This is a genomic window from Marinomonas sp. GJ51-14 (assembly GCF_055808695.1).
In genome coordinates this window covers 2,477,440-2,503,314 of the sequence record NZ_CM147879.1, presented here as the reverse complement: position 1 = coordinate 2,503,314, position 25,875 = coordinate 2,477,440, and the positions used below count along the sequence as shown (strand labels likewise).

The 25,875-nt window shown below is 40.7% G+C and carries 22 protein-coding genes and 1 pseudogene; 4 read left to right on the top strand and 19 right to left on the bottom strand.

Annotation, left to right across the window (positions count from 1 at the left end; translation table 11 throughout):
- Positions 1 to 325: 325 nt before the first annotated feature.
- The 4 genes from AC0L3Y_RS12025 to sdhC are packed head-to-tail and all read right to left on the bottom strand — an operon-like array spanning position 326 to position 3,537.
- Entirely contained in the window at positions 326 to 1,030 is a 705-nt protein-coding gene (locus tag AC0L3Y_RS12025) for a succinate dehydrogenase iron-sulfur subunit (RefSeq protein WP_473463437.1), read from the bottom strand.
- A 12-nt stretch (positions 1,031 to 1,042) separates the two neighbouring features.
- Entirely contained in the window at positions 1,043 to 2,815 is a 1,773-nt protein-coding gene (gene sdhA / locus AC0L3Y_RS12020; RefSeq protein ID WP_473463433.1) for a succinate dehydrogenase flavoprotein subunit, read from the bottom strand.
- Between the two features lie 3 nt (positions 2,816 to 2,818).
- Entirely contained in the window at positions 2,819 to 3,166 is a 348-nt protein-coding gene (gene sdhD, locus AC0L3Y_RS12015) for a succinate dehydrogenase, hydrophobic membrane anchor protein (RefSeq protein WP_473463428.1), read from the bottom strand.
- Positions 3,160 to 3,537 (bottom strand): succinate dehydrogenase, cytochrome b556 subunit, encoded by a 378-nt coding sequence (gene sdhC / locus AC0L3Y_RS12010; protein ID WP_473463422.1) that lies wholly within the window; start codon positions 3,535 to 3,537, stop codon positions 3,160 to 3,162. The genes sdhD and sdhC overlap by 7 nt, the downstream gene beginning before the upstream one ends.
- A 570-nt stretch (positions 3,538 to 4,107) precedes the next feature.
- Here sdhC and gltA point away from each other — a divergent pair.
- Positions 4,108 to 5,391 (top strand): citrate synthase, encoded by a 1,284-nt coding sequence (gene gltA / locus AC0L3Y_RS12005; protein WP_473463419.1) that lies wholly within the window; start codon positions 4,108 to 4,110, stop codon positions 5,389 to 5,391.
- Positions 5,392 to 5,467: 76 nt separating this feature from the next.
- Here gltA and AC0L3Y_RS12000 read toward each other — a convergent pair whose 3' ends face one another.
- Together AC0L3Y_RS12000 and AC0L3Y_RS11995 are read right to left on the bottom strand one after the other, a co-directional pair.
- The gene (locus AC0L3Y_RS12000; RefSeq protein ID WP_473463413.1) at positions 5,468 to 5,698 is read right to left on the bottom strand and encodes a hypothetical protein; all 231 of its coding nucleotides are present in this window, start codon (positions 5,696 to 5,698) and stop codon (positions 5,468 to 5,470) included.
- 3 nt (positions 5,699 to 5,701) lie between these two features.
- Positions 5,702 to 6,782: pseudogene (locus AC0L3Y_RS11995) on the bottom strand (DUF2066 domain-containing protein).
- 116 nt (positions 6,783 to 6,898) lie between these two features.
- Between AC0L3Y_RS11995 and purM the strand changes: the two are divergent.
- The 3 genes from purM to AC0L3Y_RS11980 are packed head-to-tail and all read left to right on the top strand — an operon-like array spanning position 6,899 to position 9,406.
- A complete protein-coding gene (purM, locus tag AC0L3Y_RS11990; RefSeq protein ID WP_473463409.1) occupies positions 6,899 to 7,957 on the top strand; it encodes a phosphoribosylformylglycinamidine cyclo-ligase in 1,059 nt (352 codons plus the stop codon).
- Positions 7,954 to 8,607 carry a phosphoribosylglycinamide formyltransferase gene (purN, locus tag AC0L3Y_RS11985; protein WP_473463403.1) on the top strand — a complete coding sequence of 218 codons (654 nt, stop codon included), beginning with the start codon at positions 7,954 to 7,956 and terminating at the stop codon, positions 8,605 to 8,607. Before purM ends, purN begins: the two co-directional genes overlap by 4 nt.
- Positions 8,608 to 8,620: 13 nt before the next feature.
- A complete protein-coding gene (locus tag AC0L3Y_RS11980; RefSeq protein ID WP_473463398.1) occupies positions 8,621 to 9,406 on the top strand; it encodes a DUF3108 domain-containing protein in 786 nt (261 codons plus the stop codon).
- 3 nt (positions 9,407 to 9,409) lie between these two features.
- On the opposite strand, the gene AC0L3Y_RS11975 is transcribed toward AC0L3Y_RS11980, so the two are convergent.
- The 13 genes from AC0L3Y_RS11975 to AC0L3Y_RS11915 all read right to left on the bottom strand — a co-directional run bounded on the left by AC0L3Y_RS11975 (position 9,410) and on the right by AC0L3Y_RS11915 (position 25,873).
- A complete protein-coding gene (locus AC0L3Y_RS11975) occupies positions 9,410 to 9,997 on the bottom strand; it encodes a molybdenum cofactor guanylyltransferase (protein WP_473463393.1) in 588 nt (195 codons plus the stop codon).
- A 10-nt stretch (positions 9,998 to 10,007) separates the two neighbouring features.
- A complete protein-coding gene (locus AC0L3Y_RS11970; protein ID WP_473463389.1) occupies positions 10,008 to 11,006 on the bottom strand; it encodes a glycosyl transferase family protein in 999 nt (332 codons plus the stop codon).
- A complete protein-coding gene (locus AC0L3Y_RS11965) occupies positions 11,003 to 13,675 on the bottom strand; it encodes a nitrate reductase (RefSeq protein ID WP_473463384.1) in 2,673 nt (890 codons plus the stop codon). The genes AC0L3Y_RS11970 and AC0L3Y_RS11965 overlap by 4 nt, the downstream gene beginning before the upstream one ends.
- A gap of 321 nt (positions 13,676 to 13,996) precedes the next feature.
- Positions 13,997 to 14,344, bottom strand: a complete 348-nt coding sequence (gene nirD / locus AC0L3Y_RS11960) for a nitrite reductase small subunit NirD (RefSeq protein ID WP_473463381.1) — start codon at positions 14,342 to 14,344, stop codon at positions 13,997 to 13,999.
- 3 nt (positions 14,345 to 14,347) lie between these two features.
- Positions 14,348 to 16,906 (bottom strand): nitrite reductase large subunit NirB, encoded by a 2,559-nt coding sequence (nirB, locus tag AC0L3Y_RS11955; RefSeq protein WP_473463376.1) that lies wholly within the window; start codon positions 16,904 to 16,906, stop codon positions 14,348 to 14,350.
- Positions 16,907 to 16,951: 45 nt separating this feature from the next.
- Complete coding sequence (locus tag AC0L3Y_RS11950; RefSeq protein ID WP_473463372.1) at positions 16,952 to 18,181, bottom strand: NAD(P)/FAD-dependent oxidoreductase; 1,230 nt, start codon at positions 18,179 to 18,181, stop codon at positions 16,952 to 16,954.
- Positions 18,182 to 18,185: 4 nt separating this feature from the next.
- Entirely contained in the window at positions 18,186 to 19,034 is an 849-nt protein-coding gene (locus AC0L3Y_RS11945; protein ID WP_473463367.1) for an ABC transporter ATP-binding protein, read from the bottom strand.
- A gap of 27 nt (positions 19,035 to 19,061) precedes the next feature.
- Entirely contained in the window at positions 19,062 to 20,033 is a 972-nt protein-coding gene (locus AC0L3Y_RS11940; protein WP_473463362.1) for an ABC transporter permease, read from the bottom strand.
- Between the two features lie 63 nt (positions 20,034 to 20,096).
- The gene (locus AC0L3Y_RS11935; RefSeq protein WP_473463356.1) at positions 20,097 to 21,506 is read right to left on the bottom strand and encodes a CmpA/NrtA family ABC transporter substrate-binding protein; all 1,410 of its coding nucleotides are present in this window, start codon (positions 21,504 to 21,506) and stop codon (positions 20,097 to 20,099) included.
- A gap of 313 nt (positions 21,507 to 21,819) precedes the next feature.
- Complete coding sequence (locus AC0L3Y_RS11930; protein ID WP_473463351.1) at positions 21,820 to 23,004, bottom strand: CmpA/NrtA family ABC transporter substrate-binding protein; 1,185 nt, start codon at positions 23,002 to 23,004, stop codon at positions 21,820 to 21,822.
- Positions 23,001 to 23,606, bottom strand: coding sequence for an ANTAR domain-containing response regulator (locus AC0L3Y_RS11925; RefSeq protein WP_473463346.1), 606 nt, complete (start codon positions 23,604 to 23,606; stop codon positions 23,001 to 23,003). The genes AC0L3Y_RS11930 and AC0L3Y_RS11925 overlap by 4 nt, the downstream gene beginning before the upstream one ends.
- Before the next feature lie 198 nt (positions 23,607 to 23,804).
- Complete coding sequence (locus AC0L3Y_RS11920) at positions 23,805 to 24,437, bottom strand: response regulator transcription factor (protein WP_473463341.1); 633 nt, start codon at positions 24,435 to 24,437, stop codon at positions 23,805 to 23,807.
- A 104-nt stretch (positions 24,438 to 24,541) separates the two neighbouring features.
- Positions 24,542 to 25,873, bottom strand: coding sequence for an HlyD family type I secretion periplasmic adaptor subunit (locus AC0L3Y_RS11915; protein ID WP_473463335.1), 1,332 nt, complete (start codon positions 25,871 to 25,873; stop codon positions 24,542 to 24,544).
- Between the last annotated feature and the right edge of the window lie 2 nt (positions 25,874 to 25,875).

Sequence of the window (25,875 nt, the reverse complement as noted above, 5' to 3'; positions counted from 1 at the left end):
TCTACATTTAGATCAATTAATTTATCAGGCCCGTAAGGCTACTAAAGCCTCGATTTTTTGTTTATTTCCAGCTACTTCTAATCTTCATGTTCAATACTAAACCACTAAGAGCAATTTATTAAGAATAACAAATCGTTCTGAATCCATAATCACTAAGCTAGTGGGCTTTCTTGATGCATCCATACCTACGAAGATCAAATTTTAAATTCTTTTTACTGCATTCTCTACATTAGAATATGCAAAAATGGCGGCATTGAATAAATATTCAAGCCGCCGGCTTTCAGTGGTCATATTAAAACACGATTTAAGACCACACAGAACATGATTAAGTCGCTCTTTGTAAAAGCATTGTACGAATATTGCCGATTGCCTTAGTAGGATTTAGACCTTTAGGGCAAACATTCACACAGTTCATAATACCGTGACAACGGAAAACACTAAAAGGATCATCTAAATCACTAAGACGCTCTTGTGTTGCTGTATCACGGCTATCAGCTAAAAAGCGATATGCTTGTAATAAACCAGATGGTCCAACAAACTTATCTGGATTCCACCAGAAAGATGGGCAAGCAGTAGAACAACACGCACACAAGATACATTCGTAAAGGCCGTCAAGCTTTTCACGCTCTTCAGGGCTTTGCAAGCGCTCAATTGCTGGCGCAGGCGCATCATTAATCAGGTATGGACGAATTTTTTCATACTGCTTATAAAATTGCCCCATATCAATAACCAGATCTCGTACAACTGGCAGGCCTGGCAAAGGACGTAAAACCAACTTACCGTTTTTAATTGCCTCTGACACAGGTGTAATGCAAGCAAGACCATTTTTACCCGACATATTCATACCATCAGAACCACATACACCTTCACGGCATGAGCGACGGTAAGAAATGCTTGGGTCTTGAGCTTTTAATAAGTTCAAGACATCCAGTACCATTAGGTCTTTGCCTTCTGGTAAATCAACTTCGTAATCCTGCATATAAGGAGCGTCGTCCTTCTCAGGATTGTAGCGATAAATACTAACTAACATTGACACAACTCCTTAGTATGAACGAACTTTAGGTGGGAAAGCTTCCATAGTTTTTGGCGCAAAGTTAACATCGCGCTTAGTCACTTTCTTATCTGCTGGGTGGAACAAAGAATGCTTCAACCAGTTTTCATCGTCACGTTCAGTAAAATCGTTACGAGCATGAGCACCACGACTTTCCTTACGGAATTCAGCAGGGATAGCAGTTGCTTCCGCAACTTCCAATAGATTCTCAAGCTCAAGAGCTTCAATTCGTGCAGTATTAAATGCCTGACTCTTATCTTCAAGGTGCAAGTTTTCAACACGCTTACGAATCTCTTGAAGTTGAGTCAAACCTTTCTGCATGGCATCACCATCGCGGAATACACCAAAGTACAGCTGCATAACGCTCTGTAAATCGTCACGAACTTGCGCAACGCTTTCACCACCAGTGGTATTGTTCAAGCGATTCAAACGAACCATCGCTTTCTCGATATTAGTACTATCAGCATCAAGCAATTCAAAACCTTCATCCAAAGATTTTTTAACCTGAAGACCAACTGCTCGACCAAACACAACCAAATCAAGCAATGAGTTACCACCAAGACGATTAGCACCATGAACAGATACACAAGCCGCTTCACCACAAGCATAAAGGCCGCCAATAATAACATCTTCACCGGCTTCATTTGTCTTAAGCGCCTGCCCACCTATATTAGTTGGAATACCGCCCATCATGTAATGACAAGTTGGAATAACAGGGATTGGCTCTTTAACTGGATCAACATGAGCAAAAGTTCGAGACAATTCAAGAATACCAGGTAGACGCTGATTCAAGGTTTCTTCGCCCAAATGATCAAGCTTAAGCAATACATGATCACCTTTAGGCCCACAACCGCGACCTTCTAAGATTTCAAGAACCATAGAACGAGCAACAACATCACGACCAGCCAAATCTTTTGCGTTTGGCGCATAACGTTCCATGAAACGTTCGCCGTCTTTGTTGATCAGGTAACCACCTTCACCACGACAACCTTCTGTAACAAGTGTACCCGCGCCATATATACCAGTTGGGTGGAACTGCCACATTTCCATATCTTGCATTGGAAAACCAGCACGCAAAGCCATACCAACACCGTCACCAGTATTAATATGTGCATTCGTTGTAGATTGGAAAATACGACCTGCACCGCCCGTTGCGATAACAGTAGCTTTCGCTTTTAGGTAAACTGTTTCACCGGTTTCAATACAAATTGCAATAACACCGACTACATCATCTTTGTCATTCTTCACTAAATCAGTCGCATACCATTCGTTAAGGAATGTAGTGCCACCTTTAAGATTACCTTGATAAAGCGTATGTAAAAGCGCATGACCAGTTCTGTCTGCCGCCGCACAAGTACGAGCAGCCTGCCCACCTTTACCAAAATCTTTAGACTGACCACCAAACGGGCGCTGATAGATACGCCCTTGCTCTGTACGAGAAAATGGCAAGCCCATATGCTCTAATTCGAAAACAGCTTGTGGACCAACTGAACACATATATTCAATAGCGTCTTGGTCACCAATATAATCTGACCCTTTAACTGAGTCATACATGTGCCAGCGCCAATCATCATTAGGATCATCACTCGCGATAGCACAAGTAATACCACCTTGGGCAGAAACTGTGTGTGAACGAGTAGGAAAAACCTTAGTTACACATGCCGTATTTAAACCAGATTCGGTTAACTGAAGTGCTGCACGCATACCTGCGCCGCCGCCGCCAATAACAATGGCATCAAAAGAAAGAGTACGAATATTCGCCATTACTTATAGCCCCCAAATAACCTGAACGCCCCATACGATATAAACAAACATCGCAAGACCACATATAGATTGAAAGAAAAAACGTGCACCGGTGGCTTTAATATAGTCTGTAGAAATTGACCACAGACCAATCCACGAATGGACACCAATCGATAAAAGAACCATTAAACTAAAAACACGCATCCAAGTTGCTTCATACAAAGCACTCCATTGGTCATACGTAAGATCAGGATTCAATAATAGATAACCGATAATAAATACTGTGTACAAAGATAAGACAATTGCAGAAACACGCTGCATCATCCAATCATAAAGACCAGAACGGCCAAAGCTTGTAATTTGAGTTACCATATCCACACTCCTGCTAATACGATTAGGATCGCAGCAATTACTATGTTAGCAATAGCAGCATTACGGCCACTCTCTAACTCTTCAAAATGCCCCAAATCCATAAACAAGTGTTTAACACCTGCAACAAGGTGATACATCAATGCAGAAACAACACCCCAAATAATAAATTTCGCAAGGAAACTTGTTTGAAGTGTATTAACCACCTGATCAAAACCTTCCTGAGATTCCAGAGAAAGATCGAACGCGTAAAACAAGAATGCCAAACCGACAAAAAGAATGATTCCCGTTATACGGTGAAGAATAGACACGACTGCTGTTACTGGCATTGATATTGTAGAAATATCAAGGTTGACTGGTCTTTTTTTATTCACGACATTTACACCATCTTAACGATTGAATGGTCAATCACGACCCAATATCTATATGTGTAATACTCACTATAAGAATAGGAAGCGACAAAACACATCATAGGCCTACTTTGAAAATCTCATCGATTTGCAAACGACTTTCTAAAAGCGACTCTCTTTTATCAGCTTACGTCAGCAAATCAATGAAATCATCGGGACCGCAATTATAGACCAGTGAAAAATACTAAGACAAATAGACTGAACAAGAGGTTTTCAATGATCGCCATTCAGCAAATGAATGTAGCCATAAACCGAAACAATAATGGTATAAAATTACATAAAAATTACATCAAAAAAAACCAAATTAAACCATTAAAATCAAACACTTAAATTAAATATAACTTTACTAAAAAAACACTTAACAATATCGTTTTGTCATAAAATTACAAAATAACCGACCCTAATGTAAACAGACTGTAAGTGGTCAAGATTGACTTTTATAGTCGAGAAACAGTATTTTTTCCGCAGCTTCTGGTCTAGGTGCGTCAATTTACGACCTCTTAGCCCCGAACCAGAATATGAAGGAGACCATAAATGGCTGATAAAAAAGCACAACTTAAAGTGGATGGGATCGATAAAACTATCGAACTTCCTGTTCTTTCAGGCACATTAGGCACAGACGTTATTGACGTTCGAGCTCTAGGTGCTAACGGTGTATTCACCTATGACCCAGGATTTATGTCTACTGGCTCTTGCGAATCCTCTATTACTTATATAGATGGTGACGCTGGAATCCTTTTGCACAGAGGTTATCCAATTGCCCAACTTGCAGAACATTCAGATTATCTAGAAACATGCTATCTTTTGCTTTATGGAGAACTTCCAGATAAAAAGCAAAAAGAACAATTCGATAAAACCGTTGGTAAACACACTATGGTTAACCAATCGATGCATAAATTTATCGAAGGTTTCCGTAATGATGCTCACCCAATGGCAATTATGTGTGGTTTAGTTGGCGCTTTGTCGGCTTTTTACCAAGATCATATGGACATTAATAACCCAGAGCATCGTGAAATCGCAGCATTCCGTTTGATTTCAAAAATGCCAACGCTAGCAGCAATTTGCTACAAGTACTCCAAAGATCAACCAGTTATGTACCCACGTAACGACTTATCTTATGCAGAAAACTTCTTATACATGATGTTTGCAACACCTTGTGAAGAATACAAAGTAAATCCAGTGTTTGCTAAAGCAATGGATCGTATCTTTATATTGCACGCGGACCATGAACAAAACGCGTCAACATCTACTGTACGTCTAGCAGGCTCTTCTGGTGCAAACCCATTTGCTTGTATCGCAGCCGGTATTGCAACTCTTTGGGGGCCTGCTCATGGCGGAGCTAACGAAGCAGTATTAACTATGCTGGAAGAAATTGGTGATGTTGAGAATATTGATGAGTTTATTGCAAAAGCAAAAGACAAAAATGATCCATTCCGCCTGATGGGCTTTGGTCATCGAGTTTACAAAAACTTTGATCCACGAGCCAAAGTCATGCGTGAGACTTGTGACCAAGTTTTAGCAGAGTTAGGCATGTCAAATGACCCTCTTCTAAAAATCGCCAAGCGCCTTGAGCAAATTGCCTTAGAAGACCCTTATTTTGTAGAGCGTAAGCTTTATCCAAACGTAGACTTCTATTCTGGCATCATAATGAAAGCAATTGGTATCCCAACCAGTATGTTTACTGTGATTTTTGCTATGTCTAGAACGATTGGTTGGATTTCTCACTGGAATGAAATGATTTCAGGACCTTACAAAATTGGACGTCCACGCCAATTATATGTAGGCAAACCAGAAAGAGATTACCCTACTGACAAGTAGACACTTAATGAGTTAGATATAAAAAAAATCGCGCTATTAAGCGCGATTTTTTTTATATCTAGAGAACCCAAAACTATTATTCCTCGTCTTCTTCTACGATTTCAGTAATCGTTGACTGACCACATTTCAAGCATTCACCTTCAATCCAAACTCGATCAGAGGTTTCAAACTCTTTAGGGTTCTTCATTCCTAAATCGATTTCACCACAAGAATTACACCAGGTCTGTGATAAAAAATCATTTTGCTCCTCTATTGAACGAGCATAAAAATCTCGTTCAATAGCATTTTCTTTGAGTAACTCTGTCATTTTTCAGCCTCCACTATATTGATAAGATGCCACCCGGTTTGCATCAGGATCCAAAGCATTCAAAGGCGCACTGATCAGCAATCGACTCAATGAAATACTATTGAAAAGCTTCTGTTTGTCTCCGTCGATTTCAACAGAAAACTCAACTTTCTCACCATTCACCTCAACCAAAGAAACGCCACGAACCACACCAATACTCTCTAAATATGACTGCACCTTGTTCATTGCGTTGTAATTCTTTATACCAGCCACTTGAACACTTAACTTACTTGCCGCAGCTCCATTTCGAACTGATGCATAACGAGAAGAAAACACTTTGGCTAAATTAGTACTGGCTTGCTCAATGATTTCAGTTGTCGTGTCACCATTTAAGATAAAACGCTCCCTTTCACCACTTTTTAGCAATACCAACAAACTACCGCCAATATGACCAGCATAACTACTCACTCTTACAGCAGCGACAGCATCAGTCTGATAACGTCGACTTGCATCACTAATACTATCTTCGAAAAACCCCCAAACATCAGAAGCGCTAATTTTTTGCTTATCAACATCATCAAGTAAAGGTGCATAAATTGGCACGCCCACTTTTTTTGCCGACAAAGCAAACTCACTCAAAACTGCGGAAGGCGACCTTGCTCCAGATAATGCTCGCACACCATTATTTTCGTTAACTAACCAAATAAGTACAGAAGGTCGATTCCCCCCAAACAGGCAAGCCATTTTGAGATAAAAAGCCATCAATAGACTCTTGATAAAAAGTCACCTTAATTTGCTTACCAGGAACAAAACCGTTTTCAGAAGCCATTAACTCACTCAAGGAAGAAACAGAATGCTGCGCCACCCAAGTTGATGCTTTTTTCTTAGCTTCTTTAAGTAGATCTCCAGTGATGGCATTTTTATCACCAGATACCTTTATTAAGACCTCTTCTGCAGCTAAACCAAATGCTTCATTCAGCATCTTGGCTTCAGATTGAGTCACAGGTAAATTAATTTCAGCGTTATACAATCCCTTAATTGAGACGGCATTTACGGTTGAAATACAAAAAACACTAATAAGTAGTAAAAATATACGAGAATTCATAGCCCTTCCTTCGTTTATTTGTCTATTCTACTGTCTTAATTACAAAGAACCATAGCCCTAATGCGTCACTATGCTAAAATGCCTTTTTTTCCTCGTACCATGATAAGGCATAGGCAATGACCAAGTCAGATAAACCATCAATTAGTTATAAAGACGCAGGCGTAGATATCAACGCAGGTAATCAACTTGTTGAACGCATTAAAGGCGTAAGCAAAAAAACTCGTCGCCCTGAAGTAATGGGTGGCCTGGGTGGATTTGGTGCTTTGACACGCCTTCCGACAAAATATAAAAATCCCATTCTTGTTTCTGGCACTGATGGTGTTGGAACAAAGCTTCGTCTAGCAATGGATTTAAATCAGCACGACACTATTGGTATAGATTTAGTTGCCATGTGTGTTAATGATCTTGTGGTCGCTGGCGCAGAACCTTTACTCTTCCTTGATTACTACGCGACAGGCAAGCTAGATATCGATGTTGCAGCAAACGTCGTTACCGGCATAGGCGAAGGCTGTCTACAGGCTGGTTGTGCCCTAGTGGGCGGAGAAACGGCTGAAATGCCAGGGATGTACCATGATGGTGACTACGATCTAGCTGGCTTTTGCGTTGGCGTGGTTGAAGAAGAAAACATCATTGATGGTACTAATGTAAAACCTGGCGATGTCTTAATCGCTTTAGGTTCCTCTGGTCCTCATTCAAACGGTTATTCACTTATCCGTAAAATCTTAGAAGTGAGCAAAGCAGACCTGACTCAAAAAATCGATGGCGTAGCATTAAAAGACGCCTTGATGGAACCAACACGTATTTATGTGAAATCTATTCTTAAATTAATGGAAAGCATTTCTGTTAATGCCCTTGCTCACATTACTGGTGGTGGTTTACTAGAAAATATTCCTCGCGTACTTCCCGAAGACGCTGCTGCCAAAATTGATGCAACAAGCTGGAAACGCCCAGCTGTATTCGATTGGTTACAAGAACAAGGTAATGTTGAACAAGAAGAAATGTACCGTGTTTTAAACTGTGGTGTTGGTATGGTACTTTCTATTGATGCTGAAAAAGCAGATGACGCTTTAGCTATATTAAAAGCCGAAGGCGAAAACGCTTGGGTTATTGGTGAAGTTTGTGCTCGTAACGGTGGCAAAGAGGTACTGATTTCTGATTTAGAGAGTCAGGCATGAGCTTCCCCATCGTTGTCTTGATTTCTGGCAGCGGCAGCAACTTGCAAGCTTTGATTGATCAAAGCTTGCAAGGTGAATTAAATATCAATATCTGTGCTGTCATCAGTAATAAAGCAGATGCTTACGGGTTAGAGCGAGCAAAGTCAGCAGGCATTGCTACTCATGCTTTAAATCATAAGCTATTTGATAGCCGCGAAGAGTTTGACGCTGAGTTACAAAAAATTATTGATCAATATAAACCTAAGCTTGTCGTACTTGCTGGCTTTATGCGTATTCTAACTGAAACTTTTACGAAACACTTTGAAGGTAGAATGTTAAATATTCACCCTTCATTATTACCTAAGTATAAAGGGTTAAATACACACCAAAGAGCCATTGATGCGAACGATACTGAACATGGTGTGTCTGTTCATTTTGTTAGTTCAGAACTTGATGCTGGCGCAGTAATACTTCAAGCTAGCACTAAGATAGAAACAGAAGAAACGGCAGAAACCTTAGCGACTAAGGTTCACGCCTTGGAGCATATAATCTACCCTCTGGCTGTTAAATGGTTCAGTGAAGACAGATTAGCACTTCATAAAGGCCACGCCATTTTAGACGGAGAAACGCTTCCAGAAAGCGGCATTCTTTATAGCAAAGCACTAACATAATTCAGGAAAAAGTATGCGCGTTCATAAAATTTTAATATCTTTGACAGTTATTTTAAGCGTAACGCCCATACTTTCTCTTTCTGCAGAATCTAGCACAGCTACAAAACAACCTATTTCTACAGAGTCGTCTTCTCAAGAAACACTGGAAAAAATACCTGATATAGACCCGTTTCTAACGCCTTATTCTGCGGTTTACAGTACAGTCTGGAAAAAAGGAATCAGCTTAAAAGTAGAAGGAAAACAAACCTTATCCAAACAATCAGATAACCTCTGGAAATTTATTTTTTCTGCTGACAGCATGATTGCCTCATTAGATGAAACGTCAATTTTTTATGTTGAAGACCATCAAATAATTCCAACAAAATACCAATACAAAAGCAAAGTATTAGGAAAAAAACGCTCAGCAACACTTACTTTTGATTGGAAGCAAAACCTCGTTCGCAACGATGTTAAAGACAAACCATGGAATCTTGCCATTAACCCAAAAACTTTAGATAAGCTGTCTATTCAATTACAAATTAGACAAGATTTAAAATTGGGTAAGAATGAATTTGACTATCAAATAGCAGATGGTGGATACATTAAAAACTGGCGATTCGAACGTAGACAACGGGAAACAATCAATACTGAGCTAGGGCGAGTGTCAGCAATTAAGATTGTTCGTGTGGATAATTTAAACAAAGGAAAACAAACTGCATTTTGGTTTGTTCCAAAGTTCGATTACTTATTGGTTAAACTTGAGCACAAAGAAGATGGCGAATCTTATCAGTTAGACATAGACTCTTTTAAACAGTATTGAAGCTCATTGATATCTTAGACTAAGGTTATCTGGTGTATTAACATTCAATAACTCTTCTCTCCTATTCCACATCACAGATTCACTACCAAAAAAATCATAAAACGCCATGACGCTGTAGCGATTTTTTTGCTCTAAAAATTCATCCAATTTTAACAAGGATGAACTTGTTGGAAGGATAGCATGCAGTGGATGACTGCCAGATTCATCTTTCAAATAATGGATTTTATGTGGTTTTTCAATACCTGCAGCTTTTAACGCAAGAAATGCAGCACGACTAATCTGAGGTGTATCGCAAGGAGAAATCAATAAATGAGTCGATTCTGCACGCTGTAAACAAGTAAATAAACCGGAAAGAGGCCCTTTGTCATGATGTTTTTCAGCATCAGAAATCACCTTAAAGCCTAACTCTGAATATTGCTGAATATTTCTATTAGCATTGATAAATACAACATCAGCGACACTCTCAAGAGCAAGTACTACTCTTAACGCCATAGACTGACCATCAAAAAGCAAAAGCCCTTTGTCTTGGCTTGCCATTCGTGTGCCTTTGCCACCAGCTAAAACCGCTCCAGTAAGAGATTCAAATACCATAACGCCTCTTTTATACCTTTTTAGCTAACCAGCTTTTATCACGTTTAGACCAAATTTCATCCGCTAAGGCTAAACATTCTTCATGGGAAATAACACTATAAATAAGCCCAGCAACTGATGCGATGGTTTGTCTTACTGCTTGATCACCGAACTGGTCTATGTCTTTACCACACCAATGATCAGTCAAACGAGACAAATCTAAATTGTTTTTGAGACGCTTATGCTCTTTCTCAGCTTTTGCCCAACTAGTCGAACTCGCCAGTCTATTTTGCCACTTCCATAGGGTGACTTCTCGCTCAGGGTTTACTTCTGCTTCACCGTTGCCACCACGAAAAATAAGCACAGAAGGATCATTTAACTTCTCACACGCTGAAACATGCAAAATATCATAACCCGTATGAAACACTCCATGAACACTGTGAGCGGCAAAAAATGGGTTCATCATACGAACCACTGTGTTGACAGGAGAGCGCAATCCAAGTGTGTATTTCAAATTCATCATGTCACTTAACGTGGAATTAATATCTTTCAAAGGCATATAAGCAAAATTGTTCCGATCAATACTCTGCTTCACCTCCATAGGTGAATGACAAATAGACAAACTTAAAGCTCGAATAGCCTCCTCAACAAAAATTCTTTCCTCACCTTTAAACACATGACCATGCATGACAGTTTTCACACCATAATTCGCTAATGCCAATGCGGCTAATAGAAACCAGGGTAATTCATTTCGCTTACCAGCATACGAAGGCCAATCTAGGTCAACTTCTATCTCTAATGCTTCATCATTAAAAAGAAATTCTCGTGTCGCTTTTGTAAAACCAACGGTTTCTTCAACGGTTTCTTCACGAATACGAATCAGCATCCAAAAAGCACCTAATTGTGCCGGCTCTACACTCCCTGACAATATTAGAGACATCGCCTGATGAGCTTCGTCTGTGGTCAAGGTACGGGACCCTTTTTTTCCTCGCCCAAGGATTTTGACATATTGTGTAAAGGTATTACTCATACAGTGAGCTCCGTCATAATCGGTATAAAGTGTTTTAATTCAGGTAAACAAGAGCCACAATTTGTTCCACATTTTAAACTCGCTCCAAGCTCTTCAACAGAACACACACCCTCTTCAATAGATTTCTCAATTTGCTTGCTGCCAATCTGGAAGCATGAGCACACTATGGTGCCTTTATCTTCGACGTTCGCAGGTGCTCCGACAAGAATGGCCATCCGATCTAATTCAGAAAGCTCTTCACCTTCAGCCAATTTGGACACCAGCCAATCGCATGAAATAGATTCAGGCTTAGGATGGATATAGACCACCGCAGTCAAAGTATTGCGATAAAGATGAGCCAATCGAATTTGTTGTGTGCTGGGATTAGTATACTCTAGCCATTGACCATTTGATCGCTCTCTTTGATTGAATAAAGACAGAATCGACGTAACATTTTTGCCAACGGACCAAACCACTTCGTAATGATAACCTTGCTCAGAGGGAACAAGACACCAATAAGTAAAATCCAATGACTCTAAAGGCGTGCTCGAAACAATAACGCCATAACTAACCCCATTGACAGCTTCAAGTTTCACCTGAGCATGCTTGGATTCAGGTTGCCCTGATAACGGGTCAACGACTTGAGGTATAAGGTTTGAGACAACCGCTGCATTTGAGAACTGCCGAGTCCAATGGATTGGTGTAAAAACATTGCCCGGTGAAACGGCGCGGCTGACTTTGGCTTTTAATAAGGCTTCGCCATAAGATGAAGTAATACGAACTAACGTCTTATCTTCAATTCTAAGGTGTTTGGCATCTTTCGGATGAATTTCAACATAAGGCTGGTCAGTGTGTTTTGTTAGTAACGCCGCATCCCCTGTTCTCGTCATAGTATGCCATTGATCTCGAACTCGACCCGTATTCAATGTAAACGGCCATTCTGGTGTTGATGCATGAACCGGTAATACAGGAATAATAGGAACAAATTTAGCGCGGCCGTCCGGCGTAAAAAATCGCCCATCTTCAAACATACGTTCTGTCCCTTGTGGACGACCTTTTGGAACGGGCCATTGTACAGGTATCAAATCGTCATATTCTGTTTTCGTCATTTGGCTAAAATGACCAATATCAAAATCTCGTTTACCGTTATTTTCGAAGGCAGATAAGGCGGCATGCTCAACAAAAATCTCATGCGCACTTTGATATGAAAATGCGGATTGATAACCTAAGCGTTTCGCTACTTCGCAAATCGCCCACCAATCATGCTTGGCTTCACCTGGAGCTGGTAATAAACCTCGCTGACGAGATATCCTGCGTTCCGAGTTAGTCACTGTTCCGTCTTTTTCACTCCAACCTGTAGCAGGAAACAAAACATCCGCCATCGCCGTCGTATCAGTATGGGCTTTGCAGTCACTGACAATCACTAATTCACACTTTTCTAATGCGCGTCTTACTTGAGCCGTGTCAGGCAAACTCACCATAGGATTGGTCGACATAATCCAAACCACTTTGACTTTACCTTCTTCCATTGCTTGAAATAGATCAACGGCCTTCAAGCCGTTTTCAGTGGCCATATTTGGCGCTTGCCAAAACGTTTGCACTAACTGCTGCGCACCTGGTGTTGCAAAATCCATATGCGCGGCAAGTTGATTGGCTAAACCTCCCACTTCCCGACCACCCATGGCATTTGGCTGACCTGTAATGGAAAATGGCCCTGCGCCTTCTTTGCCTATTCGTCCTGTTGCCAAATGACAATTAATAATCGCATTGCATTTATCAACACCAGATGAGGACTGATTAATACCTTGAGAATAAAACGTCACTGCTTTCGGGGTTTCGTTCCACCAGCTGGCTAACAGCATCAGGTCTTGTTCACTGACACCGCAAAAGCTGACCGCAGAAGACAGTGTCGGTGTTGACTCATTTGCTTGTTCCAAAGCTTCTTTAAAGCCATTGGTATGGCGAGAGATAAATCCATGATCAATCACACCAGCCTGAACGGAATGATGTAACAAAAATGAGAATACAGCGGCGTCTGTCCCGGGCTTAATCGCTAAATGCAGATCAGCAATATCACAGGTAGCGGTTTCTCTTGGGTCAATAACAACAATTTTCATGTGAGGGCGTTGTTTCTTTGCCGCCGCAATTCGTTGATACAAAATAGGATGCGTCCACGCCGCATTAGATCCGACCATGATCAACAAATCACACAATTCTAAATCTTCGTAATTACACGGCACCGTATCGGAACCAAACGCTCGTTTGTAGCCAACCACGGCAGATGCCATACACAAACGAGAGTTGGTATCCACATTCGCCGTACCAATAAAACCTTTCGCTAATTTGTTAGCAACATAATAATCTTCCGTCAGAATTTGTCCTGATAGATAAAAAGCAAACGCATCAGGTCCATGATCTTTTACTACTTGAGCAATTTTCTCCCCCACAGTATCAACAGCCGATTCCCAAGAAACGGACTCACCTTTAACAATGGGCGTGAGTAAACGGTCATCAGACTGAATAGTTTGAGCGAGGCTACTGCCTTTTACACAAAGGCGGCCAAAATTAGCTGGATGATCCACATCACCAGAAACCGGAGGTATAGCTTCCATCGAAGAATCTGGAACCGATAAATTTACACCACATCCAACACCACAATATGGGCAGGTTGTTTTTCCGATTGTTGTCATAAAACGTCCTTTCGCCTTTTTCAAAAACAAAAAAAGGCCCAACCACTTTTCTAGAAAAATGGTTGGGCCTCGTTGCCTTTTGTAATATCTGACTACTTTATGTGTAAGCCTTCGTCGGTTTACGTCGCATCAGTTATTTATAATAAAGCAATATATAAGCCAACTAATAACAAACGTTGATATAAAGACAAGACACCTTTATCAGTCAGCTAGCAGCTTTCATTAACATCACAGTTATTAATCCAATCAAAAATGAGCACCAATATGGTGCAAAAAATAATAAAAATGCACCGCCGCTTATTAATAAACCGTCTTGACTGATCAGTTCGTAGCGTTAGGGTTTAATGCAATATAAACCTCATCACCTTCGAGCTTTGCTTCCCAATGAGGGACGTTTATCTCTTCTTCCAAGCATTGACCTGAAGACAAGGCAAAATGCTGCTTATATAAAGGGCTTGCAACGACCCATTGATCTTGAAGGTGTGCAATCAAGCCTCTTGAAAGCACATTCGCTTTACCAATAGGATCCCAATTACCAATCGCGAAAACCTTATTCTCAGACTCTGGCACATAAAATAGTGCAACTTGCTCATTATTAACCATGGCTGCAACACCCGCATCCGCCACAAGGTCATCTTGCTTACATACTAATTTCCATTGCGTCGTCATCTTCTAACCTACCTTAGCGATTAATTGCTGTTTTTCGACATCCGTCGCTGGACGTATTTGATCACGCTCTTCAATAAACATGACGTTACTGTCGACGCCTTCATAGTTCACAAATTGACGGAAAGTTTTCAGCGCTTCAGGGTCTTCCAAGGTTGTTTTCCACTCGCATTGGAATGTATCAACAACATTTTGCATATTGGCTTCTAGTTCTTCACACAAACCTAGTTTGTCATTAATAACCACGTCTTTTAGATAACTTAAACCACCTTCTAACCCATCCATCCAAACAGATGTACGCTGCAGACGATCGGCTGTTTTCGTATAAAACATCAACACACGGTCTATGTATTTAACGAGTGTTTCATCATCAAGATCAGTAGCGAATAAATCACCATGACGTGGTTTCATACCGCCGTTACCACAAACATAAAGATTCCAACCGCCTTCTGTTGCAATGACGCCGATGTCTTTACTCTGAGCTTCTGCACATTCACGAGTACAACCGGAAACGGCAAATTTGATTTTGTGAGGTGAACGTAAACCCTTGTAGCGATTTTCGAGATCTATCGCCATTTTCATACTGTCATTTACTCCATAACGACACCATGTACTGCCCACACAAGACTTCACCGTGCGCAAAGATTTACCGTAGGCTTGGCCTGTTTCAAATCCTGCAGCGATCAATTTTTCCCAAATTTCAGGTAACTGAGCCAAGGTTGCACCAAATAAATCGATACGCTGACCGCCTGTTACCTTGGTATACAGCTTGTATTCTTTTGCAACTTCACCCAAAACGATCAATCGTTCAGGTGTAATTTCACCACCGGGAATACGCGGCACAATGGAATAAGTTCCGTCTTTTTGCATGTTTGCTAAAAAACGATCATTGGTGTCTTGCAAGCTAATGTGTTCTTTTTTAAGTACAAACTCATTCCATACACTGGCTAAGATTGAACCGATGGCAGGTTTACAAATTTCACAACCGTGCCCTTTCCCGTGTTTTTTTAATAGGCTGTCGAAGCTTTTGATCCCTTCGATTTTAACTAAGTTATATAAATCTTGGCGGGTATAAGCGAAGTGCTCACAAATATCTGTACTGACTTCAACACCTAGCGCTAACAATTCGTTATCAACCACTTTTTTCAGAAGAGCTGCACAACCACCACAACCTGTCGCTGCTTTTGTTATACCTTTCACATCACCAACGGACAAAGCACCATTGCAGACGGCATCAGCAATGTCTTGTTTAGATACATTATGACAACTACAAATAGACGCCGTTGAAGGTAAAGCATCTACACCCAATGCAGCTGGTGCACCATCCATGGCTGGTAATATCAAGGATTGTGCTTGCTCAGGTAAATCAATCGCATTCAAATAATATTGCAGCAAGGTATCGTAATAACTATTGTCACCAACAAGCACCGCACCTAATAATTTTTTACCATCTTCCGACACCACCATTTTGCGGTAGCTCTGACTGATTTCATCCTGATAAACGAAGACTTTACAGCCTTGAGTTTGTGCATGAGCATCACCAACAGAACCTACATCGCAACCAAGCAATTTCAGTTTGGTACTCATATCAGCACCAGTGAATGACAAACTTGCGTCACCCATTAAATGGCCTGCTGCGGCTTTCGCCATGGTATAACCTGGTGCAACCAAACCAAAAATTCGATTATTCCAAAGCGCACATTCACCAATAGAATAAATATCTGCATCGCTGGTTTGGCACTGATTGTTAATGGTGATGCCACCACGTTCTCCCATCTCCAAACCAGATTGTTTCGCGAGCGCATCTTGAGGACGAATACCCGCAGAAAACAAAATCAAATCCGTTTCAAGGTGTGTACCATCTGCAAAATTCATACGATGAAAAGCCGTTTCTCCATCAACGATTTCTTGGGTCGCCGTATCTGTGTATACCTTCACGTCTAAACCTTCGATCATTCCTTTGAGAACGCTACCGCCCTTTTCATCTAACTGAACGGGCATAAGGCGAGGAGCAAACTCAACAACACTGGTTTCAAGACCGAGATTTTTTAATGCATTAGCGGCTTCTAAACCTAACAATCCGCCACCAACTACCGTGCCGCGTGTCACTGTTTTGGCGCAGTCTCGAATCGCATCCAAATCTTCTAACGTACGATAAACAAATGTGTTATCACGCTTATGACCCGGAATAGGAGGAACAAAAGGATAGGAACCTGTAGCAAGAACGAGTTTATCGTAAGATAAGGATTTGCCGTTTTGTAGAAGCAGTGTTTTACCAGCTCGATCGATTTCTATTACCAAGCTATTCGTAAAGTAACGCACGCCATTATCATCGTATAAAGAGCCATCTGTCATGGCTAAATCAGCGGCGCCCTTACCCGTAAAATACTCACTTAGATGTACTCGGTCATAAGCTAAATGAGGCTCTTCACCAAATACAGTAATATGAAAAATCTCATGGCCGCCCAGAGCAATAACCTGCTCTACAAAATGATGGCCTACCATGCCATTACCCACCACAACGAGATGCGGCTTGGTAGTCGATAAAGGTATATTAGAAGTCATCGTGTTCCCCTTGCTTTTTAACTAGCAGCGTCTATAACGGATTACCTAAGCTACTTTTGGACGGCAATATGCCTCACCAAAAACCAGTAGTTCAAGCATGTCAGAGACATTGGTCTTATTTTGAATTAGCTGGAAATACCAGCTTCCATCGGCGACGTTGCCATAAAGAATTGCCCCAACCAGTAAGCCGTCGTTGACTACCAGTTTGCGGTAATGATTTGCTTCGATATCCTTAAAAAGGATGCAAGTATCGTCTTGTGTCGGTTGAATTTTTCCAACTGAAAAAAGATTCACTCCAGATACTTTTAATTTGGTTGGTGTTGGCTCAATTGCAAAGCAAGCCCCTTTGCCACTCAACACATCCATTAACACTTTAATCTGTGTCCAGATCGGTGCGACCAATCCAAACGTTTGTTGATCAAATTCACAACACTCGCCCAATGCGAAAACATCAGAGTTTGACGTCTTCATAGATTGATCAACTAAAATAGCTTGGCTTGTCTCTAGACCTGCTGCTTTCGCTAATGCTATTTCTGGTGAAATTCCTGCGGCCATCACCACTAAATGCGTTTCTAATTGCTCACCATTCTTACAAACAACCTGATTCACTCGACCCTCTTCTGATTGCAAAAACGAAGATGGAGACTCTCCTAGTCGAAAGTTAATTCCCATCCCTTGGAGTCTGGTTAGCAAGAGTTCAGCCGATTCCGCGTCTAGCTGTCGATTCAACAACCAATCAGAACGATGAAATACAGTGACATTATGACCACGCTTCGCTAGACCAACTGCAGCCTCAAGCCCCAACAAACCACCACCGATAACACACACTGGCTGTGGCTCTTTCATTTTTGTCATGACATCAACATCTTGCCAAGTTCGAAAACCCATTACATTGGGTGCGGAAGCACCTTTAATGGGCAACATTCTTGCACGAGATCCGGTTGCGAGTATTAACTTGTCATAAACAAGGCTCTTACCGCTTGCCAACAACACTTTTTTTAACTCAAGATCTAGGTTGATTGCAGGGTCACCTGCAATAATTCGAATCCCTTCATTTTGCATTTTATCGATATCAACCAATGACATATCTTTATCTGTAATGTCATTCGCTAGTAAAGAAGACAACATGATGCGGTTATAGCCCACTTGGGCTTCTTCACCAATCAAAGTAATGTCATAACTCATACCCTTCTTTTCTAGCAAATCGTTTGCCAACTTAGAACCAGCCATTCCAGCTCCAATAATAACGATGCGAACGCGAGGAAAAGATTGCATGATGTTAAGCATTAGCAACTTTGTTGGTGTGAGTTACAGATTTCTTTTCTTTGTCTGCAACAATAGGTTCAACTTTACGTTGCTTCTCGTACAAAAAAGTCAGTACTTGTGCTCGATAATCTACATACTTCGGGTCATTCGCCAAGGCCAAACGATCACGAGGACGTTCTAGATCCACTTTTAGAATTTCACCAATGGTCGCTTCTGGCCCATTGGTCATCATCACAATACGATCCGACAGCAACACAGCCTCATCCACATCATGGGTAATCATAATGACTGTGTTATTTAGATCTTTTTGGATTTCCATCAAGGAGTCTTGAAGATGAGCTCGTGTGAGTGCATCCAAGGCGCCAAAGGGTTCATCCATCAGCAACACACTTGGTTCCATAGCCAACGCTCTGGCAATACCCACACGCTGTTTCATACCACCTGATATTTCATCAGGACGCTTATCCGCAGCATGAGTCATATGAACAAGCTCTAAGTTGTGCATGATCCATTCGTGCATTTCTTTTTTCGATTTGGTTTTCTTAAATACCTGCTTAACCGCCAACTCAACATTTTGGTAAGACGTTAACCAAGGTAATAAAGAATGATTCTGAAACACTACAGCACGCTCTGGACCAGGGCCTTTTACTTCTTTTCCGTCTAATAAAATACCGCCTTCAGTGGCATCATAAAGACCTGCAACAATATTCAAGACCGTTGATTTACCACAACCAGAGTGACCAATTAAGGAGACAAACTCCCCTTTTTCAATTTTCAAGCTGACGTTATCAAGCGCTTTAAATGACCCTTTCGCCGTTGGAAATTCGATAGAAACTTTACTAATATCTAAATGTGTCGACATGCTACTCTCCAATTCACGTATCTTTTATTAACGAAGAACTTGTGTTTTATCCCAAGAGACAAAACGCTGAACCGTCAGCATGGCTCTATCTAATAAAAAACCGATAAAACCTATCATCAACACAGCGACCATGATTCGACCTAACGAATTGGAACTGCCATTTTGAAATTCATCCCAAACAAACTTTCCTAAGCCTGGGTTTTGCGCCAACATTTCTGCCGCAATCAATACCATCCAAGCTATACCCAGTGACAAACGAAGTCCGGTAAACATCAAAGGTATCGCTGAGGGAATCACAATCTTGGTAACATGAGTCATCCAGTTAAGGCGCAACACTTTAGACACATTCAGTAAGTCTTTTTCAACGGCGGCGACACCAACTGCGGTATTAATCAAGGTTGGCCACATGCAACACAAGGTCACAGTGAACATAGAAGTTAGAAAAGATTTTGAGAACATAGGATCATCTGACACATAACTCGCACTAACGACCATGGTGACCAAAGGCAACCAAGCGAGAGGAGAAACAGGTTTAAATACTTGAATAACTGGATTCAGTGCACTGTATACAGAACTGTTCAGGCCAATCAAAATACCTAGTGGAATAGCAATCAAGCTTGCCAAGCCAAAACCGGCTAATACGGTATATAAACTGGTAAATATCTGATCAAAAAAGGTAGGTTTACCTGTGTAGGCTCTCAACTTACCTTCATAACTAGGATCTTTTGCCTGTCTAGCTTCAATGCGTTTTTCTTGGCGCTCATAGAACTTATCTTCTTTTACACGTTCGTTATGGTGTTCAGCCACTAAACTATTCCACTGTTCATATACAACAGCCGGCCCTGGAAATTCACCCAAAGACGTATGAACTCGGCTTGCTCCAACTTGCCATAACAAAACGAAAGCTAAGATGCCAAAGAGTGGAAGCAACAAACTTTTCAACGAAAAGCTTTCAACCCTTTCTTTCAGTGACGCGATGGATAAGCTTGGTATATTCATATGTTGTGTCTCGCTTAGTTAACTGAATAAGACGGTCATATGACCGCCTTATCATTCCTTTATTTATATTTGGTCGTTGCCTTTCAAACCAATTTCAAAGCTTTTTAAGTAGTCATTCGGTTTTTTACCGTCATACGTCACACCATCGATGAAGTCACTTTGTGGTGCTTTGAAGCCGTCTTCTTTGTCGAAATTAGGAAACTCAGATGACACCATCAAACCATCTTCAATCAAAGCATTGGCGGCTTGTGCATAAACATCTGGACGATATACGTCTTTCGCCGTTTTCATAAACCATTCATCAGACTTAGGTTCAGCAATTTGTCCCCAACGGCGCATCTGAGTTAAGTACCAGATCGCATCACTGTAATAAGGGTAAGTTGCGTTATGACGGAAGAACACGTTGAAATCAGGCACTTCGCGTTTATCGCCTTTTTCATATTCAAATGTTCCTGTCATGCTGTTAGCAATCACATCGTAATCAGCACCGACATAATCACTACGAGATAGAATCTCTACTGCTTCTGGACGGTTTGCATTGTTATTTTCATCTAACCATTTCGCCGCGCGAATCATAGCTTTAACAACACGAATGTGTGTATTGGGATTTTCTTCTGCCCAATCACTGCTCACACCAAATACTTTCTCTGGATTGTTTTTCCAAATTTCGTAATCAGTGATTACTGGAACACCAATGCCTTTAAACACAGCTTGCTGATTCCAAGGTTCGCCCACACAGTAACCGTGGATCGTTCCGGCTTCCATTGTCGCTGGCATTTGCGGTGGTGGCGTTACAGAAAGCAATGCATCCGCATCAATTTGTCCGCTCGTATCGCCTTTCGCTGGCGCATAGTAGCCAGGGTGAATACCTCCAGCTGCTAACCAATAACGCAATTCATAGTTATGAGTAGAGACCGGGAAAACCATCCCCATTTTGAAAGGCTTACCTTCTGCTTTATAACCATCAACAACAGGTTTTAAAGCACTCGCACTGATTGGATGAATCGGTTTGCCATCCGCGCTATGTGGAATGTTCTTTTTCATTTCAGCCCAAACATCATTAGATACAGTAATACCGTTACCGTTTAAATCCATGCTAAAAGCCGTCACTATGTGTGCTTTTGTTCCGTAACCAATGGTCGCGCCAAGTGGCTGCCCAGCTAACATATGAGCACCATCAAGCTGCCCGTCAATCACTCGATCCAACAATACTTTCCAATTCGCCTGCGCTTCTAGGGTGACGTACAAACCTTCATCTTCGAAATACCCTTTTTCATAGGCAATCGCTAGTGGTGCCATGTCGGTTAATTTTATAAACCCAAATTTAAGCTCTTCTTTCTCTGGGTAACCAAGCTCTGCATGAGCAATCCCGGATAGAAGTACAGAACCAACTAATAAAGAAACACCTACTTTTTTAGTTGAATGTGCCAGCTCCGGCAAAGATAAAACCGTTTTCAAAGATCTCATGTTCATAACTATGCTCCACTTGTGAAACGTAAAAAAACAAAAAAGGCGCATGCGAATCACAATAAATGTGTTCGCAGGCGCCTTTGCCATTCATAAGCAGCTCTACATTGAACTGTTAATAATGTGGGTGACAGTTAAGCGTCATTGCTAACTTCACCAAAATGTATATTTAAATCAAAGCACAGACTATGCCAATGAAGGTAAAACACTGATTTATATAAATTTTAATAAAAACCATATAAAAAAAGAGAGAGATAAGCATATATAGCCCTACGGTTCTTGCGCATTTCTTACGCACTGCGCACCATAAAAAACCACGTTATTTATCAAACCCTTTTAAAATACCTCCAGCATTTAAACGAATCTCACCTCGAGAAACGGCGCCTAACCACTCAGATTCCTCTACAGAAGAAAGGCGCCAAGCTTGATCTTTTTCAACATCAAGGTTTAACGCTTTGTAATAGAGATCCTGTCGATAAACCTGTTCAGCCACATGGTTTAATGAGTCAAGGTTCCCTAATTGTTGCCAACGGTACATTTGTGCCATGATCCACAAAGCATAGCTTGGTAAAGGTTTATTAATTTCACTACCTGAAAAACGCTGATACGCTTCCATCGGCCAATCAAACTGACCTTTTGGCTTAATAACACTAAAACCATAAACCAATTGTTCAACCGTACAATTTAAATAATCTGGATGACTTAATATGCCTAATAACTCAGTCTGATTTTCTTCATTATCGACCCAAGTACAAGCCTTCTCTAACGCCCTAATAATCGCCAAATGAGCAGATTCATTTTGCTCTGCCCACACAGAATTCACACCGAACACTTTCTCTGGTGTACTCCCCCAAATTTCATAACCGGTTACCAACATATGACCAACACCTTGTTCAACCGCAAGGCTGTTCCAAGGTTCACCAACACAATAACCATCTATCTCGCCAGATTTTAATGCATCAAGCATCTTAACCGGAGGCACAACTGTAATTTGCACATCATTGTCTGGATCAATTCCAACACGACTTAGCCAATCTCGTAATTGATAATTATGCGACGAATAAGGGTAAACAATGGCAAAACGCAAAGGCGCAGCTTGTCCATCACGACTATCGATTAATTTTTTAAGTGCTGCACCGGTACGAATATCAGCAGATGAATCTGAATAATCTTGAAGCTGATCATATAAAGCATTACCAATGGTTATGCCGTTTCCGTTATGACTAACCGTAAAGCTGGTTTGCATTGCTTTTTTAATCGTACCTATTCCTAAAGTGGCAGCAATCGGCATTGAAGCCAGCATATGAGCCCCATCTAACACGTTAAACGCGACCTTATCACGAATACTTGCCCAAGAAGCTTCTTTCGAAAGCACCACATCAACACCTTCATGAGCGAAGAAGTTTTTTTCTTTTGCTATCACAAAAGGTGCACAATCAATTAAGGGAATAAAACCAATGCGAACAGGCGCACATAGAATAGAATTTTCTTTCAGTAGATTCACTTTACACCTCCCATTAGATCCATTACTGATATGATATTTCGGGCAACGTCTGTCATACGTTGACTGCGATCCATAGCCAGTTTTCTTAATGCTTTATAGGCAGCGGGTTCATCACATTGTTGATGTTTCATAATTAAACCTTTCGCTTTATCTATAAGCTTTCTATCTTCCAGTTGGCTTTTTACCGATTCTAATTCAGACCTAAGCGCCTGAAATTCACGAAACCGTGCAATAGCAACTTGCAACAGCGCTTTTACACTTCCGCTATTAACGCCATCAACGACGTAGGCACTGACGCCTGCTCTAATTGCGGCCTCAACATGTCGTGAATCATCTTCTTCGGCAAACATAACAATAGGACGAGGGTTATCTTGGGTAAGACGTGACATGTTTTCCAACATATCACGATCAGGAGATTCAATATCAATAATAACCATATCTGGCTGATATTGATTAACAGCTTCCGTTAGATTTTTAGCGTTTTCAAGCCGTCTAATGACACGATAGCCACTGTCAGTCATTGCTTGTTCAACAATGGCTGCTCGGGCAGGTTCATTATCAACAATCATCACTGTTAATTCTTTTTGCGGGGGCTCTGTCATGGTGCATTCTCTTAAAAAAGCGACTAATACACTTAGATAACTGCAAAATATGCGCCATTAAGAAACACTGGTATTAAAAATAAAGACAACTAAAAGCCCTATCAAAAGGCTTTAATTGAAGAAAGGATCGAAGGATTTCTAATCGACTAAAGAATAACGAACAAAATAGGTGCAACCACCTATCTTGAAAGAACCAAATCAGAGCGTTTGATCATTACTTTGCGCCAACAAGCCTAAAGCCAACCTGTCCTTGGTGTTGGTCTTTTTGAAGATGGAGGTTAAATGTGCTTTTACAGTACGTTCTGTAATACTCATCTCAACAGCAATTTGTCTATTTGATAGACCTTTCGCAATAAACTGAGCAACACTCAATTCACGCTCTGACAAATCTTCTAAATCATTATGCTGAACATTCATCGCTGTTGCTGCTGATTGAAGAATCAGCTGCTGAATAAAGGTTTTTCCTCCCCATATCTCACCAGAATCAACAACAGACAAAACCAAATCTAATTGTTCACGCCCAATATAAGGCGCACATTGACCACTTACACCAACAGAAAAAAGTCGTAATGCAGCTTGCTGGCTAGACTGATTAGGAAACACTATAATTTTTTGATTAGGAAAATCTAGACATAAAGAAACCACGTCCTCGACTTTTTTCGAAAAAGCATCATCACTTAAGTAAACAAAGCAGTATTTAAATGATGTTTTCTGAAGAGATTTATGTAAATCGTCAAACTTTTCAACGCGCTCTAGAAAATCATTGGCGTTAATTACTTGGTTCCAATGTTTCCATACAGCTTCGTCAGTGTTCCAACACAGTATTTTCAAAATAAGTCTCGTCTCATCAAATACGACATAAACATTTTATCTAACAAATAAAAGTAAAATGTTAACTTTTGTAACTATTCATAGAACTTACATTATTTTTGTAACTATCTTTCACGAAGCGCATTTTGCTTGGCTTTCAAAATAGGTTTAAGCAAATAGTCTAATAAAGTTTTCTTGCCTGTAATTATATCTACTGTCGATTGCATACCTGGAATAATAGGCAAAGGGGCCTCTTTAGTACCTAAGTAGTTTTTATCAGTTCTGACTCTTACCAGATAAAAACTATTACCCTCTTCATCTAAGATAGTATCCGCACTGATATTTTCAACTACACCATGTAAACCACCAAAAATAGCAAAATCGTAAGCTGAAAGTTTCACCACAGCGCTAAAGTCAGGTTGAATAAAACCAATATTTTCTGGACGAACTTTAGCCTCGATCAACAATGAATCTTCAATAGGAACAATTTCCATCAAGTTCATACCAGGCTTAATAACACCACCTACTGTATTAATTTGAATTTGTTTAACAATCCCCTTCACTGGTGATCGAACTTGCGTTCTCGATACTTTATCTTCTAAAGAAACACTAGTTTCTCTTAATTGATCAAGTTTACTACGCACACCCGTTAAATCTTCTTGGGCATCTACACGGAATTTGGCTTCACCTTCTTCTAATTTGCTTTGCGCTTCTCTAAGTGCTGAACGCGCTCGTGGAATAGCTAATTCTGTTGCCTCTAAATCACCTTGTAATTGATTCACTTGGCGCTCTAATTGCAGAAGTTCAACCCTAGAAATCGCACCTTGCTCAAAAGCTGGTCGTGTTAAATCCAATTCCTCTTTCGAAAACCCATAGCTTTGCTTTAAATTATCTAGCTTTGCTTGCAGCTCGATAATTTCTTGTTTTTTCTGTTCTATTTGTTGCTGAAAGCTCACTTGATTAGTACGTAAGGAATCCAATCGATTGTTGTATAAATCGAGCTCGCGCTTTACAACTAAGGGATATTCAGCTTCTATATCTGCATCAAACTCAGGAACCAGACCGTAAGATTCTGCTTGTAAACGCGTTGCACGCACGTGTAAGTTAACATATTCTGCTTGTTGCTCTCGCAGAGAAGATAAGGCCTCGGTGTTCTCAATGGTCATCAAAATTTGACCACCATCAACTACTTGTCCAACCTGAACATTAATTTCTTTTAGAATACCACCTTCCAAGTTCTGGATTTGTTGTACTTGACTCGATGGAATAACCTTACCTTCACCGACAGTAACTTCATCAAGGGAAGTGTAATTCGCCCAGACTAAAGCTGATGCAATAAAGGTAAAAATCACCCATAAAATGATTCGCCCGCCACGCGGTGTTTTTAACATTAAAGCCGCATTACGGTCTGTCAGGTATTCTAAATCATGCTGAGAAATCGTATTTTTATCACTCATAA